This is a genomic window from Pseudomonas sp. ADAK2 TE3594, assembly GCF_053628675.1.
The window spans coordinates 6,276,088-6,291,902 of the sequence record NZ_JBRJGV010000001.1 but is presented as its reverse complement, the minus strand read 5'-3'; the positions used below and the strand labels follow the sequence as shown (position 1 = coordinate 6,291,902).

The window sequence follows — 15,815 nt, the reverse complement described above, 5'->3', positions numbered from 1 at the left end:
TGAAGGTCCTTCGGACCTTTTCGCGGGCAAGCCTCGCTCCTACAAATATGTGTCGTGCCAAATCATGCGGCACATATAAAACCTGTAGGAGCGAGGCTTGCCCGCGAAGGCCACACCACGGTCTCCCTTAGAATTTTCCGCTCATAAGGTAATTCGAAAAAGTTATTTATTTTCGGATTCTTATATCATTTAGTCTCCTTTCCACGCCGACTCTCGGTCGCCTGACAAGGAGCTTCCCGATGAAACTGACTTCCCCTCTTCGCCTCCTGGCCGCCGCGTTCCTGGCGTCGGCGAGTTTCCTGGCTCAGGCGGCAGATGTGACCGTCGCCTACCAGACCACCGTTGACCCGGCCAAAGTCGCCCAAGCCGACGGCACCTACGAAAAAGCCACCAACGCCAAGATCGACTGGCGCAAATTCGACAACGGCGCCGACATCATTGCCGCCATCGCTTCCGGCGATGTGCAAATCGGCTACCTCGGCTCCAGCCCCCTGACGGCGGCAATCACCCGCAAAGTCCCGGTGGAAACTTTCCTCATCGCCACCCAGATCGGCGCCGCCGAAGCGCTGGTTGCGCGCGACGGTTCCGGGATCAAGACTCCGCAAGACCTGATCGGCAAGAAAATCGCCGTACCGTTCGTTTCCACCGGCCACTACAGCCTGCTGGCCGCGCTGAAACACTGGAACATCGACCCATCGAAAGTCACCGTGCTCAACCTCGCGCCGCCGGCGATCATTGCTGCGTGGAAACGCGGTGATATCGACGCCACCTACGTGTGGGACCCGGCCCTCGGTGTGGCCAAGGAAAACGGCAAAGTGCTGATCACCTCGGGCGAACTGGCCAAGTTCGGCGCGCCGACTTTCGATGCCTGGATCGTGCGTAAGGATTTCGCCGAGAAGCACCCGGAAATCGTCACCGCATTCGCCAAAGTGACTCTCGATGCCTACGCCGACTACCGCAAAGACCCGAAAGCCTGGCTCGCCAACCAAAGCAATGTCGACAAACTGGTGAAGCTCTCTGGTGCCAAGGCCAGCGACATTCCATTGCTGCTGCAAGGCAACGTCTTCCCACTCGCGGCTGATCAGGTGCTCACCCTCGGCGCGCCGACTACCAAGGCCATCACCGACACCGCCGTGTTCCTCAAGGAACAGGGCAAGGTCGAGGCCGTGCTGCCGGACTACGCGCCGTACGTCAGCGCCAAATACATCACCAATTGATCGGGAGTTAACCGCAATGGCTTTGCTACAGCTGGAGCGCATCTGCGCACAGTATCCCGGCGCAGCGGAACCTGTGCTGGCGGATATTTCCCTGAGCCTTGGGCCCCGGCAGTTGCTCGTCGCCCTAGGCCCGTCCGGCAGTGGCAAGACCTCGCTGTTGAACCTGATTGCCGGTTTCGTGGAACCCAGTGCCGGGCGCATCACCCTTGACGGTGTGCCAGTCAAAGGCCCGAGCGCCGAGCGCGGCGTGGTGTTCCAGGACGACGCCCTGCTGCCTTGGCAGGATGTGCTGGCCAACGTCGGCTTCGGTCTGGAACTGGCTGGCGTCGCCCGGGACAAACGCGAAATCCGTGCCCGGGAAATGCTCGCGCTGGTGGACCTCTCCGGTTTCGAAAATCGCCGAATCTGGCAGCTCTCGGGCGGGCAGAAACAACGTGTCGGCCTCGCTCGCGCCCTCGCAGCAGACCCTCGGGTTTTGCTGATGGACGAACCCTTCGGCGCCCTCGACGCCTTCACCCGCGAACAGATGCAAGAGCTGTTGCTGCAAGTCTGGCAACGCACCGCCAAACCGGTGTTCCTGATTACCCACGACATTGAAGAAGCGGTGTTCCTCGCCACGGATCTGATTCTGCTGGCGCCCAACCCCGGGCAAGTCGTCGAGCGTCTGAGCCTGGATTTCGGTCAGCGTTACGCCGCCGGCGAATCGGCGCGAGCGATCAAATCCGACCCGCGCTTTATCGAAACCCGCGAACACGTGCTCGCCAAAGTGTTCTCCCAACGCAGTGCCGTCCAGCGGCAGGAGCGCGCATGAGCACCTATGAAATTCCCGCTACAACGGTGAAACCGGGCTCGGCGGTAATCCCGCTGCGTCGCAGTTTGAACACGCGCTGGATCAGCATGCTGACACTGGTCGCTCTCGTTGCCATTTGGTGGGCCGTCACGGCCACAGGTTTGATCGAACCGCTGTTCCTGCCGCCACCCTTCGCCGTGTTGCAAAAAGGCTGGCTGCTGGTGACCACCGGCTACATGGATTCAACCTTGTGGCAGCACTTGGGCGCGAGCCTTGGCCGCATTGGCCTGGGCCTGGGCTTCGCGGTGCTGACCGCCGTGCCGGTGGGCATCGCCATCGGCCACAACCGCATCGCTCGCGGCATTCTTGATCCGCTGATCGAGTTCTATCGCCCGATTCCGCCGCTGGCTTATCTGCCACTGATCGTGATCTGGTGCGGCATCGGTGAGTTGTCGAAAGTCTTGTTGATCTACCTGGCGATCTTCGCCCCGATCGCGATTGCCACCGCCACTGGAGTGCGCACCGTCGACCCGGCGAAATTGCGCGCCGCACAGTCATTGGGTGCGACTCGGGCGCAGTTGATTCGGCATGTGATTCTGCCCAGTGCCTTGCCAGACATTTTGACCGGCGTGCGGATTGGTTTGGGTGTGGGTTGGTCAACGTTGGTGGCCGCCGAGTTGATCGCCGCCACCAGCGGTTTAGGCTTCATGGTGCAGTCGGCCGCGCAATTCCTGGTCACCGATGTGGTGGTGCTGGGGATTCTGGTGATCGCGCTGATCGCCTTCGCCATGGAAATGGGCCTGCGTGCCCTGCAACGCAAACTGGTGCCGTGGCACGGTCAGGCTCACTGAAAGATCATCATGTGAAAAACCCTGTGGGAGCGAGCCTGCTCGCGATGGCGGTGTATCAGCCACAGCCATGTCGCCTGACACTCCGCCATCGCGAGCAGGCTCGCTCCCACAAAAGCTCGATACCCCGAATTCGAAGAGAAATACCATGAGCAGCCTGACTATTGTCCCTTTAAGCTCAGCACTCGGCGCGCAAATCAGCGGCATCGACATCAGCCAGCCGCTGAACGTGGAACAACGCGACGCCATCGAGCAGGCGCTGCTCAAGCATCAAGTGCTGTTCTTCCGCGACCAGCCGATCGAGCCGCAACAACAAGCGCGATTCGCCGCCTATTTCGGCGACCTGCACATCCACCCGATCTACCCGAACGTGCCGGAACAACCCGAAGTGCTGATCCTCGACACCGCCGTCACCGACGTGCGAGACAACGCAATCTGGCACACCGACGTGACCTTCCTGCCGACCCCGGCCATGGGCGCGGTACTCAGCGCCAAGCTGCTGCCGGAATTTGGCGGCGACACGCTATGGGCCAGTGGTATTGCGGCGTATGAAGCGCTGTCCGCGCCGATGAAAACCTTGCTAGAAGGGCTGACCGCTACTCACGACTTCACCCGCTCGTTCCCGCTGGAGCGCTATGGCAATACACCGCAAGCCCTGGCCCAGTGGGAAGAAGCCCGGCGCAAGAACCCGCCGTTATCGCACCCGGTGATTCGCACGCACCCGGTGAGCGGGCGCCGCTCGTTGTTCGTCAATGAAGGGTTCACGTCGAAGATCAATGAGCTGTCGGAGACGGAAAGCGAAGTGATTCTGAAATTCTTGTTCGCCCACGCCACACGGCCGGATTTCACCATCCGCTGGCGCTGGCAGAAAGACGACATCGCGTTCTGGGACAATCGCGTGACCCAGCATTACGCGGTGGATGATTACCGCCCGGCACGGCGAGTGATGCAGCGGGCGACGGTGTTGGGGGATGTGCCTTTCTTCCGGTGAACCACGGAGTTCTTTATCGACTTTGAGGGCCTCTTCGCGAGCAAGCCCGCTCCCACAGTGGATCTGGTTGACCATAAGTCTTTGGTCAAACTGAAAACCCTGTGGGAGCGGGCTTGCCCGCGATGGGGGCAGAACGAACACCAGAGAGTACGGCGCCGAACACTTACTCCGCCGTCGAAGGCTTCTCCCACAAATTGATCCCACCCTCTTGGGCAAACCGATCAATCTCCGCCAGTTCTTCCACGCTAAAACTCAGATTCTTCAACGCCCCGACATTCTCGATAATCTGCTCCGGCCGGCTCGCACCGATCAGCGCCGAGGTCACCCGCGGGTCGCGCAGGGTCCAGGCCAGCGCCAACTGCGCCAGGCTCTGACCACGGCGTTTGGCGATTTCATTGAGCGCCCGCACATGGGCGATGTTGGCTTCGGACAGGTGAGACGCCTGCAACGAACCACCGCCCGGACGATTGACCCGCGCATCCGCTGGCACGCCATTGAGGTACTTGTCGGTCAACAGCCCCTGAGCCAATGGCGTGAAGGCGATCACGCCGGTACCGAGTTCATCGGTGGTGTCCAACAGGTCCTTTTCCACCCAGCGATTGAGCAGGTTGTAGGCCGGTTGGTGAATCAGCAACGGTACTTTCCACTCCTTCAGCAACCCGGCGATTTCGCGGGTTTTCACCCCGGAATAGGACGAGATGCCGATGTACAGCGCCTTGCCCTGCTGCACGGCGGTGGCCAGTGCGCTGGCGGTTTCTTCCAATGGCGTGTCCGGGTCGAAGCGGTGGGAATAGAAGATGTCCACGTAGTCGAGCCCCAAGCGTTGCAGGCTCTGGTCGAGGCTGGCCAGCACGTATTTGCGCGAACCACCGCCCTGGCCGTAGGGGCCGGCCCACATGTCCCAACCGGCCTTGCTGGAGATGATCAACTCATCGCGGTACTGCTTGAAGTCTTCACGCAGCAAACGACCGAAGTTGATCTCAGCGCTGCCATACGGCGGGCCGTAGTTGTTGGCCAGGTCGAAATGGTTGATGCCCAGATCGAATGCCGTGCGCAGCAACGAACGCTGGGTGTCGATCGGCGTGCTGTCACCGAAGTTGTGCCACAAGCCCAGGGACAGCGCCGGCAGCACCAACCCGCTGCGACCCACGCGGCGGTAAGGGATGGAATCGTAGCGATTTTCGGCAGCGGTGTAGGTCATCGAGTCCTCTCTTGTCGGTCTTGAATGGGGTGTCGACTGCTTTGCAAGTTGCCCAGCATACGCCCAGACAAACGCCAGAAAACCCCGGATTCGACTAATTGCTGAAACGTTTCACAGATTTTATCTTCAGGGTCAGCCCCATCGCCAAGATCGCAGCCTTCGGCAGCTTCTACGCTCGACCGCATATCACTGTAGGAGCTGCCGAAGGCTGCGATCTTTTGATCTTCGCTTGCCTTCAAACGGCATCCGCAAACACTTCCCCCAACCAATCCACAAACACCCGCACCCGTGGCGACATGTGTCGGTTGTGCGGGTACAGCACCGAAACCGGCATCGGCGGCGGTGGTGTGTCGACCAGGACTTCCTGCACAAGCCCTTGGGAAATCAGGGTTTCCATTCGGTAATGCGGGCACTGGATCAGGCCCAATCCGGCAATCGCCGAGGCCGCGTAAATCTCTGCACCGAACACTGACAGCGCGCCTTCGATGGCCACTTCCTTGAGTTCGCCATCGACCACGAATTCAAACGGAAACAACTTGGCGGTGGTACGCGAAACGTAATTCACCGCGCGGTGGTGGCTCAGGTCATCGAGGCTTTTCGGTTCGCCATATTTGCGCAGGTAGGCGGGGCTGGCACAGGTGATCTGTCGCAGGTTGGCGACACGTTTACCGATCAGTGCCGAGTCACCCAAGGTGCCGGCGCGCAACACGCAATCAACGCCTTCGGCGATCAGGTCGACGAAGCGGTCGGCTTCGCTGATGGACAACTCGATATCCGGGTAGCGCGCCATGAATTGCGGCAACGCCGGGATCACGAAGTGTTTGGCCAACGTGCCGTGCAAATCCACTCGCAATCGGCCCTTCGGCGCCACACCGCGAAATGCCAGTTCGGCCTCTTCCAGTTCCGCCAGCAACTGCACACAACGCAAGTAATACGCCTCGCCATCCAGCGTAGGACGGACCTTGCGCGTGCTGCGCTCCAGTAAACGAGTGCCGAGCCAGGCTTCGAACTGATTCAACGTGTGGGTCAACGTCGCTCGCGGCAAATTCAGGTCATCAGCCGCCAATGTGAAGCTGCTGCGCTCGTAAATCCGCACGAACACCTTCATCGCTTTGACTTGATCCACGGGTCACTCCTGACGCTCGATTGTTGGCGATTATTGAATAGTCAAGGCAACTCTCGTGCATTTATCGGCCTGAGTAAACATGTGAAATTGGCTCCACACCCAAGCCACTCCAAGGAATCAACACCATGACTACTCAAATTTCGAAAGTTGCCATCGTGACCGGCGCCTCCCGCGGCATCGGCGCTGTGATCGCCAGGCAACTGGCCAGCGAAGGTTTCGCCGTCGCCATCAACTACGCCAGCAGCGCCACTGAAGCCTCGAAACTGGTTGTGGAACTGCGTCAGGCCGGCCACCGCGCCATAGCGATCAAGGCTGATGTGGCCAACGCCGATGATGTACACCGACTGTTCGACGAAACCGAAACCCAACTGGGCAAGGTCGACGTGCTGGTCAACAACGCCGGCATCCTCAAGGTTCTGCCACTGGCGCAACACAGCGATGAACTGTTCGACCAGAATTTCAACATCCACGCTCGCGGCACCTTCAACACCCTGCGTGAAGCGGCAACCCGCCTGAACAGCGGTGGCCGGATCATCAACTTCTCCAGCAGCACCGTTGGCATGAACCTGCCGGGCTACGCGGTGTACATCGCCAGCAAAGCGGCGGTGGAATCCCTGACCCAGGTGTTCGCCAAGGAAATGCGCGGTCGCAACATCACCGTCAACGCCGTCGCCCCCGGCCCGGTGGCTACCGACCTGTTCCTGCACGGCAAGAACGAAGAGCAGATCCAGACCTTCGCCAAGATGGCGCCGCTGGAACGCCTGGCTCAGCCAGAAGACATTTCCCGCGTCGTGTCCTTCCTGGTCGGCCCTGAATCGGGCTGGGTCAACGGGCAAATCCTGCGCGTCAACGGTGGGTTGGTTTAAGCCTCAATTTTTCCGAATATCCGAGATCAAGGTGAAGCTCATGAAAAACGTCATTCTCATCACCGGCGCCGGTACCGGTATCGGCAAACTCGCCGCAGAGTCCCTCGCCCAGGCCGGGCACATCGTTTACGCCAGCATGCGTGACGTGAACGGTCGCAACGCTGCACGGGCCGAGGACATTCGCCTCTGGGCCGTAGAGCAAAATGTTGAATTGCACCCGCTGGAACTGGACGTGTTGTCGCAAGATTCGGCAGACGCCGCGGTCGCGACCATCGTCGCGCAACAAGGTCGTCTCGACGTAGTGATGCAGAACGCTGGGCACTTGGTGATCGGCCCGACCGAGGCCTTCACCGCTGAAGAAATCATGAAAGTCTTCGACACCAACTTCTACGGCGCCCAGCGAGTCAGTCGTGCTGTGTTGCCACAGATGCGGGCCCAGGCTTCAGGATTAGTGTTGTGGATCAGCAGCACCACGACCAAGGGCGGTTTCCCACCGTTCATGGGGCCATACGCGGCGGCGAAAGCAGCGATGGATTCCCTGGCAGTGAGCATGTCCTACGAGCTGACGCGCTTCGGCATCGAAACCTCGATCGTGGTGCCCGGGGCGTTCACTCGCGGTACCGATCATTTCCCGAGTGCGGGCAAACCGGCCGACGTAGCACGTAGCGACGCCTATGCTCGATATGACGGGGTGATGGATAAAGTGGGCGAACGTTTGAGCGCGTTGACCCCGGAGGATGCCGACCCACAAGCGGTGGCCGATGACATCGTGCGGATTGTCGGCCTGGCGCAGGGTTCGCGGCCGGCACGGTCGGTGATCGACTTTGTCGGGGATGGCGCGGCACAAGTGCTGGAGGTTGCGGAGCGGGTTCGGGTGGATTTCGCCAAGCGGATTGGGATTGATGATTTGCTTGGTGTGAATCTGTAAGGATGCCTTCGCGGGCAAGCCTCGCTCCTACAGGGATTGTGTCGGACGGCAATCCCGTAATCGACACGAACCCGTGTAGGAAGCAAGGCTTGCCCGCGAAGGCGGCCTCAAGGGCAGCACACATCTAAAGGATGGAACACATCATGCACACCACGATCATCATCACCTTCGGCCTGGTCCTGCTGGCGTTGATGCTGTACATCGGCCAGAAACTCGGCTTCAGCCGCCACACGCTGACCTACAGTTTCGTGGCGTTGTGGCTGGCCTTGAGCGTCATCAACGGTGCCGTCGGCGTGGTCACCGCCAACCAGTCAGTGACCTCGGAGCTGGTGATCGGCAGTGTGGTGTTCGGCGTGCCGGTGGCGGCTCTGGTGTTGTTCATGGCGATGAGCAACGCCTGAGCGCCACCGGCGCTCGATCAACGCACCAGGTGCAGGAACTGCATGTGCCGCTCGTACTGATCGAGGATGTCGTTGATGACCTGTTCCTTGGTGTAGCCCACCAGATCGTAATCCTGACTGCCCTCGCGCAAATGCACTTCGGCGCGGTGGTAACGGCGGTTGTTGAGTTGCTTGGAACCCATGCCGCCACGGGCGAAGGACGGCGTGAAGTAACCGCGCATCTGCACCTGATAGATGAACGGATGCAGTTCGCCGTGACCAATCTCCAGGCTGACATTGTCATTGGCCGGATCGGGCTGAGTGACCACGTGCAAGCCCTTCTCGACAAACACGGAGGTCACTTCTTCAATCGCCGGGCGCACCGTCGTATCGAGGAAGCGATAGACCTCATCCCGCGACGGGAAATGCACCGCCTGACTCAAGCGTTGACGCCAACCACCGCGCCGCGAACCGGACACCGGCGCGAGGGAATGCAGTTGCGCGATCTGCTTCTGCGATTCCAGATAAAACGCCTTGTGCAGCCCCCACATCATCAGCAGCAAAATCATCGAGAACGGCAACGAGGTCAGCACCACTGCAGACTTCAATGCATCGATGCTGCCGGAGAACAACAGCGCGCTGGTCACCAGCGCCGTCATCGCGCCCCAGAACACTCGCAGCCATTTCGGCCCGTCTTCATCCGGGTTACCACCCTTGGCGGACAACGTCGACAACACCACGGTTCCGGAGTCGGCAGATGTCACGAAGAACACGAAGCTGATGAACACCGTGACCGCAATCACGGTTTTGCTCCACGGGTAGGTTTCCAGCAGCAGGTACAGGGTCATCGACGGGTTGTCGATGGCCGACATACCCAGCGTGCTCATGCCGTGGTTGAGGACCTGGTCGATGGCGCTGTTGCCGAAGATCGACATCCACGCCAGGGTGAAACCGAGCGGGATCAGCAGCACGCCGAAGACGAATTCACGGATGGTCCGACCACGGGAAATCCGTGCGATGAACAGGCCCACGAACGGCGACCATGCAATCCACCAGGCCCAGTAGAACACCGTCCAGCCACCCAGCCAGTCGCTCGGTTTGTCATAGGCGTAGAGGTCGAAACTCTTCATCGGCAAGGCGCCGAGATAATCGCCGAGGTTCTGGATCAGCGTATTGAGCAAGTGCTGGGTGGGGCCGGCGAACAACACGAACAGCAGCAGCGCACAGGCCAACAGCATGTTGATGTCGGACATCACCCGCACGCCCTTATCGACGCCGGACACCGCGACGATGATCGCCGCGCCCATCATCAGCGTGATCAGCCCGACCTGAATCCACTGGGTGTGGGCAATGCCGAACAGGTAGTCCAGGCCTGAGTTGAGGTGCAATACGCCAAAGCCCATGTCGGCACCTAGGCCGAATACCGTGGCGATGATGCCGAAGCCGTCCACCGCGTAGCCGATGGGGCCGTTGATGCGCTTGCCGATCAACGGGTACAGCGCCGAACGCAGGGCCAGCGGTAGGTTATGTCGATAGGCGAAATAGGCCAGCGCCATGCCGACGAAGGCGAACACGCCCCAACCGTGCAGGCCCCAGTGCAGAAACAGAATCTGCATTGCCTGACGCGCCGCGTCCGCCGTGCCGGCTTCACCTTGCGGCGGTTGTGCCAGGTGCGTCAGCGGTTCGGACACGCAAAAGAAAAACAGCGTGATGCTGATCCCGGCGGCGAACAGCATGCCGGCCCAGGACAGGTAGCTGAATTCGGGCTCGTCGTGGTCGGCACCGAGCTTGATCTTGCCGTAGCCAGACAAGGCGGTGACCACCACGAAGACCAGATACAGCGTCATCGCGAGCATGTAGTACCAGCCGACCGTATTGGCCGCCCAGTTTTGCGCTTCCAGAAGCCAGGCACCGGCCTGTTTGGGTATCGCCATGACCACAACGGCGAACAACAGAATGAAGGTCGCCGCGAAATAAAACACCGGCGGATTCATGCGGACCTGGCCGCTTGCGGGGGTGGACGGTGCACTCATGAAAGGTGCACCTCAAGGGGGTGAAACAGGGCAATCAATAACGGACTCGGCAAAGGCAAGCCTCCTGTTGTGAGCGGGCAGCAAACCGGCGGTTTAACTTGAATGAGCGTTCAAGTTAAACATGGATAGGGGGCTAAGGACTAATCGCAGGGCTCGGCGGTACTTTTCGTACGCTAGCTCAGGGAAGGGTATGACGCGGGGTTTGTGGGATTCGTTCAGCGGAAAATTGGCTAAATGCCATTATTTCCGCCTGGCCTGAAATCATCGCGGGCAAGCCCGCTCCCACCGGTTTCGTGTCGTTCACGGAATTAGCGTTCGACACAAAACCTGTGGGAGCGTGGCTTGCCCGCGATGGCGTCAGTAAGACATCTGGAGATTTTGGCCCCTACTTCTGCGTCCCATCATCATGCTGCAGATTCGCCTGGGTCAGGTTGCACCCCGCCGGCACGCTACGGGTCAGCCAGACGTTGCCGCCGATGGTCGAGCCTTTGCCGATGGTGATCCGTCCCAGAATCGTCGCACCGGCATAGATCACCACATCGTCCTCGACGATCGGATGCCGCGGATGACCCTTCTGCAACTGGCCGTCTTCGTCCGCCGGGAAGCGCTTGGCGCCCAGGGTCACCGCCTGATAAATCCGCACGCGCTCACCAATGATCGCGGTCTCGCCGATCACCACACCCGTCCCGTGATCGATGAAGAAACTGCGCCCGATCTGCGCCCCCGGATGGATGTCGATGCCGGTGGCCGAGTGGGCGATTTCCGCGCTGATCCGCGCCAGCAGCGGCAAGCCGGCGCGATACAAATGATGGGCCAGACGATGGTGAATCACCGCCAGAATTCCCGGATAGCAGAGCAACACTTCATCGACACTGCGAGCCGCCGGGTCGCCGTGATAGGCCGCCAGTACGTCGGTGTCCAGCAGAGTGCGCAGCCCCGGCAAAGCAAGGGCGAAATCCTGAATGATCTGGATAGTTTTGGCCTCGACTTCAGTGTCGGCCTGGGCACTGTGGCGCGCGGCGTAACGCAGTTCGAGCCGCGCCTGCGCCAGCAACGCGTTCAGTGCGACGTCGAGTGTGTGGCCGACGTAGAAGTCCTCACTCTCCTCGCGCAAATCCACTGGACCCAATCGCATCGGGAACAACGCGCCGCACAAGGCCTCGAGAATGTCCGCCATGGCCGCTCGGGACGGCAACTCGCGACCGCCCTGCTCACCGCTGGCGCGGCCGTTTTGTGCGCGCCACTGGTCGCGTGCCGTACGCAGTTGGCTGACGATGGTCTGCAATTGCCAATGGCTGGAACGCTCGCTCACGGTAAAAACTCCTCACGGGCGGCCGGACTGTCTGGCCGCGTTAACCGCGATTACTTTACGGCAACGGCTTGCAGCCGAATTAAGAACCAATAGTGCTGTGGTCAATACTTTTGGCTATAAGCGATTGGCAGTTGCCCCACTAAATACCCGTGCCTATAGTCCTGACATCTTCCTCCGCCAGTACGGACCCATGATCAAACAACAGCTTGCCCGCTTTAACCGCCTCGACCTGCTCGGTCATCCTACTCCGCTGGAAAAACTCGAACGCCTGTCAACTTGGCTGGGCCGCGATGTCTACGTCAAACGCGATGATCTGACGCCATTGGCACTGGGCGGCAATAAGCTGCGCAAACTCGAATACCTGGCCGCCGATGCCTTGGCCCAGGGCGCTGATACGTTGATCACCGCTGGCGCGATCCAGTCCAACCATGTGCGCCAGACGGCTGCCATTGCGGCCAAGCTTGGCTTGGGCTGCGTAGCGCTGCTGGAAAATCCGCTGGGCACCGACGACAGCAACTATGTCGGCAACGGTAATCGGCTGTTGCTGGACCTGTTCGATGCCAAGGTCGAACTGGTGGAAAACCTCGACAACGCCGACGAGCAATTGGAAGCGCTGGCCGGGCGTCTGCGCAGCAATGGTAAGAAGCCGTATCTGGTGCCGATTGGTGGCTCCAATGCATTGGGCGCGCTGGGTTATGTCCGTGCAGGCCTGGAACTGGCCGAACAGATCAAGGACACCGGGCTGCAATTCGCCGCGGTGGTGCTGGCGTCCGGCAGTGCCGGCACCCACAGCGGCCTGGCGCTGGCATTGAGTGAAGTACTGCCGGATTTGCCAGTGATCGGCGTGACTGTTTCCCGTAGCGATGAAGCGCAACGACCGAAAGTCCAGGGCCTCGCAGAGCGTACGGCCGAACTGCTGGGCGTGAGCCTGCCGGCGAATTTCAAAATCGAACTGTGGGACGAGTATTTCGGCCCGCGTTATGGCGAGCCGAATGCCGGGACATTGTCAGCGCTGAAGCTGCTGGCGAGTCAGGAAGGGTTGTTGCTGGATCCGGTGTACACCGGCAAAGCCATGGCCGGTTTGCTCGACGGCATTGGGCGCCAGCGCTTCAATGACGGCCCGATCATCTTCCTGCACACCGGTGGGGCGCCGGCGTTGTTTGCCTACAAAGACTTTCTGTAAATGATCGTTCCCACGCTCTGCGTGGGAATGCAGCCCGTGACGCTCCGCGTCACTGGACGCGGAGCGTCCCTAGAGGCATTCCCACGCAGGAGCGTGGGAACGATCACTTAGCCAAAAAAAGAATAACAAACTTTATATTTAGTATTTTCCTATCTAAAGGCAACATCATATAGTCGCGCCGCAGGCGAATTTGCAGCAAGACGCATAAGCTGCTTTAGGGCAGGATATCGCAGTCGTTCAAATCCCGAATTTGCCAACTTTCCTTAAGCGTCTTCCATAAGAAAACACAGGGGCTTGTCATGAATTTTTCCGCATTACGTCGAAATCTGCTGGTGGGTTCACTGGGCCTGGCGCTGAGCGCTGGCCTGCTCGGGCAGGCAGTGGCCGGTGAGCAACTGCAAAAAATCAAGGACGCAGGCGTGATTAACGTCGGTCTGGAAGGCACTTATCCACCGTTCAGCTTCGTCGACGAGGCCGGCAAACTGAGCGGCTTTGAAGTCGAGTTCTCCGAAGCCTTGGCCAAAGAGCTGGGCGTGAAGGTCAAACTGCAGCCGACCAAATGGGAAGGCATCCTCGCCGCCCTGGAATCCAAGCGTCTGGACGCGGTGATCAACCAGGTGACCATCACCGAAGAGCGCAAGAAGAAGTACGACTTCTCCACGCCTTACACCGTTTCCGGGATTCAGGCGCTGACCCTGACCAAAAACAAAGACACCATCAAGACCGCCGCCGATCTGGCCGGCAAGAAAGTCGGCGTAGGCCTGGGCACCAACTACGAGCAGTGGGTGAAAGAGAATGTGCCCAAGGCTGACGTCCGCACCTACGAAGATGATCCGAGCAAGTTCCAGGATCTGCGCGTCGGCCGCATCGACGCCATTCTGATCGACCGCCTGGCCGCGCTGGAATATGCCAGGAAGGCCAAGGACACTGCCGCCGCCGGCGAAGCGTTCTCCCGCCAGGAAGCCGGTATTGCCCTGCGCAAAGGCGAGCCTGAACTGCTGGCCGCAGTGAACAAAGCCATCGACAAGCTGCGTGCCGACGGTACGCTGAAAAAGCTGTCGGAAAAATACTTCAGCGCTGACGTCACTCAATAATGGGAGAAGCTTTCCAACTTGCGCTGGACTCCGCGCCCTTTCTGCTCAAGGGCGCGTACTACACGGTCATCCTGAGCCTGGGCGGAATGTTCTTCGGCCTGCTGATGGGCTTCGGCCTGGCATTGATGCGCCTGTCGCGCTTCAAACTGGTGAGCTGGATCGCCCGCATCTACGTGTCGTTCTTTCGCGGCACGCCGTTGCTGGTGCAACTGTTCGTGATCTATTACGGCTTGCCGCAATTGGGTATCGAACTTGATCCGCTGCCGGCTGCCCTGATCGGCTTCTCGCTGAACATGGCCGCCTACGCCTGCGAAATCCTGCGTGCCGCCATCAGCTCCATCGAGCGCGGCCAGTGGGAAGCCGCCGCCAGTATCGGCATGACCCGCGCGCAAACCCTGCGCCGGGCCATCCTGCCGCAAGCGGCGCGCACGGCCTTGCCACCTTTGGGCAACAGCTTCATCTCGTTGGTCAAGGACACGGCGCTGGCAGCCACCATTCAGGTGCCGGAGCTGTTCCGTCAGGCACAGCTGATTACCGCTCGCACCTTCGAAATTTTCACCATGTATCTTGCCGCTGCGTTGATCTACTGGGTTCTGGCGACTGTCCTGTCGCACCTGCAGAACCAGTTGGAAGCGCGGGTCAATCGGCACGACCAGGAGTCCTGACCCAATGATTGTCGTGGAAAAACTGACAAAGCAGTTCAAGGGTCAGGTGGTGCTCAACGGCATCGATCTGCAGGTGAAGGAAGGCGAGGTGGTGGCGATCATCGGCCCCAGCGGCTCGGGCAAGACCACCTTCCTGCGTTGCCTGAATTTTCTGGAAGAACCCACCAGCGGCCGGATCAAGGTCGGCGACATCGAGATCGATGGCAGCCGTCCCCTGAACCAGCAGCAGAGCCTGGTACGGCGCTTGCGCCAGCACGTGGGTTTTGTGTTCCAGAACTTCAACCTGTTCCCCCATCGCACGGCCCTGGAAAACGTCATCGAAGGCCCGTTGGTGGTGAAAAAGATCCCGCATGCCGAAGCCGTTGCCCTGGGTAAAAAGCTGTTGGCCAAGGTCGGCCTGGCGGGCAAGGAAGACGCTTACCCGCGACGCCTCTCCGGCGGTCAGCAACAGCGTGTGGCGATTGCCCGGGCGCTGGCGATGGAACCGGAAGTGATCCTGTTCGATGAACCGACTTCAGCGCTGGACCCGGAACTGGTGGGTGAAGTGTTGGCGACCATCCGCGGCCTGGCCGAGGAGAAACGCACCATGGTGATCGTTACCCACGAAATGGGCTTTGCCCGAGACGTGGCCAACCGCGTGGTGTTTTTCGACAAAGGTGTGATCGTCGAACAAGGCGAAGCCAAGGCACTGTTTGCCAATCCGAAAGAGGAAAGGACGAAGCAGTTTCTCAGTAAGTTTCTTAATAACGCTTAGTGCTACCCCACTCGAAAACTGTCAACTTCCATGGATGGAAGTGACATTAGCTCCGCTTTATAAAAGCGTATAGCAGCTTTCAACGACTCACATGAGTCGCCCCCATCCTAAATAACTTCCCGCCATCCCATGCGGTACATATATATGTCCTGCAACAGATTCATATCGCCTAAAATCTATAAAACACCTCGCTGTCCACGCTCAAAGGGTTGCTGCCTGGGAGGCATAAAAACCGCCAAATACCGGACTATGTTCGACAGAGCGATGCGGATTATTAACCACTCCGCGTAGGAGCTTTCTGAATCACGCAAGAACTAACCTTTAACCAACCAACGCTATTGACACTTATTCGAGCGCACTCTTATCTAGGCGCCAACAGGCAACAACCATCACCTTCAATTATTGTTTAAGCGCGCAAATAACGAAT

General features: G+C 59.6%; 15 protein-coding genes. 11 read left to right on the top strand and 4 right to left on the bottom strand.

What is annotated here, in order from left to right; genetic code table 11:
• The first annotated feature begins 239 nt into the window (after nt 1–239).
• The 4 genes from tauA (at nt 240) to tauD (ending at nt 3,846) form a co-directional block, all read left to right on the top strand.
• Entirely contained in the window at nt 240–1,217 is a 978-nt protein-coding gene (gene tauA, locus AB7M22_RS28290) for a taurine ABC transporter substrate-binding protein (protein WP_454188468.1), read from the top strand.
• Between the two features lie 16 nt (nt 1,218–1,233).
• Nucleotides 1,234–2,028: a taurine ABC transporter ATP-binding subunit gene (gene tauB / locus AB7M22_RS28285; protein ID WP_454188467.1), complete on the top strand. Its 795-nt coding sequence runs from the start codon at nt 1,234–1,236 to the stop codon at nt 2,026–2,028.
• Nucleotides 2,025–2,858, top strand: a complete 834-nt coding sequence (gene tauC, locus AB7M22_RS28280) for a taurine ABC transporter permease TauC (protein WP_454188466.1) — start codon at nt 2,025–2,027, stop codon at nt 2,856–2,858. Before tauB ends, tauC begins: the two co-directional genes overlap by 4 nt.
• 145 nt (nt 2,859–3,003) lie before the next feature.
• Nucleotides 3,004–3,846: a taurine dioxygenase gene (gene tauD / locus AB7M22_RS28275; RefSeq protein WP_454188465.1), complete on the top strand. Its 843-nt coding sequence runs from the start codon at nt 3,004–3,006 to the stop codon at nt 3,844–3,846.
• A 163-nt stretch (nt 3,847–4,009) separates the two neighbouring features.
• Here tauD and mgrA read toward each other — a convergent pair whose 3' ends face one another.
• Both mgrA and AB7M22_RS28265 read right to left on the bottom strand, forming a co-directional pair.
• Nucleotides 4,010–5,047, bottom strand: coding sequence for an L-glyceraldehyde 3-phosphate reductase (gene mgrA, locus AB7M22_RS28270; protein ID WP_320392578.1), 1,038 nt, complete (start codon nt 5,045–5,047; stop codon nt 4,010–4,012).
• 235 nt (nt 5,048–5,282) lie between these two features.
• Entirely contained in the window at nt 5,283–6,173 is an 891-nt protein-coding gene (locus AB7M22_RS28265; RefSeq protein WP_454188464.1) for a LysR family transcriptional regulator, read from the bottom strand.
• A 125-nt stretch (nt 6,174–6,298) separates the two neighbouring features.
• On the opposite strand from AB7M22_RS28265, the gene AB7M22_RS28260 reads away from it, so the two are divergent.
• The 3 genes from AB7M22_RS28260 to AB7M22_RS28250 all read left to right on the top strand — a co-directional run bounded on the left by AB7M22_RS28260 (nt 6,299) and on the right by AB7M22_RS28250 (nt 8,368).
• Nucleotides 6,299–7,039 (top strand): SDR family oxidoreductase, encoded by a 741-nt coding sequence (locus tag AB7M22_RS28260; protein ID WP_454188463.1) that lies wholly within the window; start codon nt 6,299–6,301, stop codon nt 7,037–7,039.
• Between the two features lie 40 nt (nt 7,040–7,079).
• The gene (locus AB7M22_RS28255) at nt 7,080–7,967 is read left to right on the top strand and encodes an SDR family oxidoreductase (protein ID WP_454188462.1); all 888 of its coding nucleotides are present in this window, start codon (nt 7,080–7,082) and stop codon (nt 7,965–7,967) included.
• A 143-nt stretch (nt 7,968–8,110) separates the two neighbouring features.
• A complete protein-coding gene (locus AB7M22_RS28250; RefSeq protein WP_454188461.1) occupies nt 8,111–8,368 on the top strand; it encodes a hypothetical protein in 258 nt (85 codons plus the stop codon).
• 17 nt (nt 8,369–8,385) lie between these two features.
• On the opposite strand, the gene betT is transcribed toward AB7M22_RS28250, so the two are convergent.
• Together betT and epsC are read right to left on the bottom strand one after the other, a co-directional pair.
• On the bottom strand, nt 8,386–10,341 hold the full coding sequence (betT, locus tag AB7M22_RS28245; RefSeq protein WP_454188867.1) for a choline transporter BetT: 1,956 nt from the start codon (nt 10,339–10,341) through the stop codon (nt 8,386–8,388).
• A gap of 424 nt (nt 10,342–10,765) precedes the next feature.
• The gene (gene epsC / locus AB7M22_RS28240; RefSeq protein WP_008005160.1) at nt 10,766–11,692 is read right to left on the bottom strand and encodes a serine O-acetyltransferase EpsC; all 927 of its coding nucleotides are present in this window, start codon (nt 11,690–11,692) and stop codon (nt 10,766–10,768) included.
• Nucleotides 11,693–11,882: 190 nt separating this feature from the next.
• Between epsC and AB7M22_RS28235 the strand changes: the two genes are divergently transcribed.
• The 4 genes from AB7M22_RS28235 to tcyN all read left to right on the top strand — a co-directional run bounded on the left by AB7M22_RS28235 (nt 11,883) and on the right by tcyN (nt 15,388).
• Nucleotides 11,883–12,875: a D-cysteine desulfhydrase gene (locus AB7M22_RS28235; RefSeq protein ID WP_454188460.1), complete on the top strand. Its 993-nt coding sequence runs from the start codon at nt 11,883–11,885 to the stop codon at nt 12,873–12,875.
• Nucleotides 12,876–13,174: 299 nt separating this feature from the next.
• A complete protein-coding gene (tcyJ, locus tag AB7M22_RS28230; RefSeq protein ID WP_008005157.1) occupies nt 13,175–13,969 on the top strand; it encodes a cystine ABC transporter substrate-binding protein in 795 nt (264 codons plus the stop codon).
• Complete coding sequence (gene tcyL / locus AB7M22_RS28225) at nt 13,969–14,634, top strand: cystine ABC transporter permease (protein WP_007903115.1); 666 nt, start codon at nt 13,969–13,971, stop codon at nt 14,632–14,634. Before tcyJ ends, tcyL begins: the two co-directional genes overlap by 1 nt.
• 4 nt (nt 14,635–14,638) lie before the next feature.
• Nucleotides 14,639–15,388 carry an L-cystine ABC transporter ATP-binding protein TcyN gene (tcyN, locus tag AB7M22_RS28220; protein ID WP_454188459.1) on the top strand — a complete coding sequence of 250 codons (750 nt, stop codon included), beginning with the start codon at nt 14,639–14,641 and terminating at the stop codon, nt 15,386–15,388.
• The last annotated feature ends 427 nt before the right edge of the window (nt 15,389–15,815 follow it).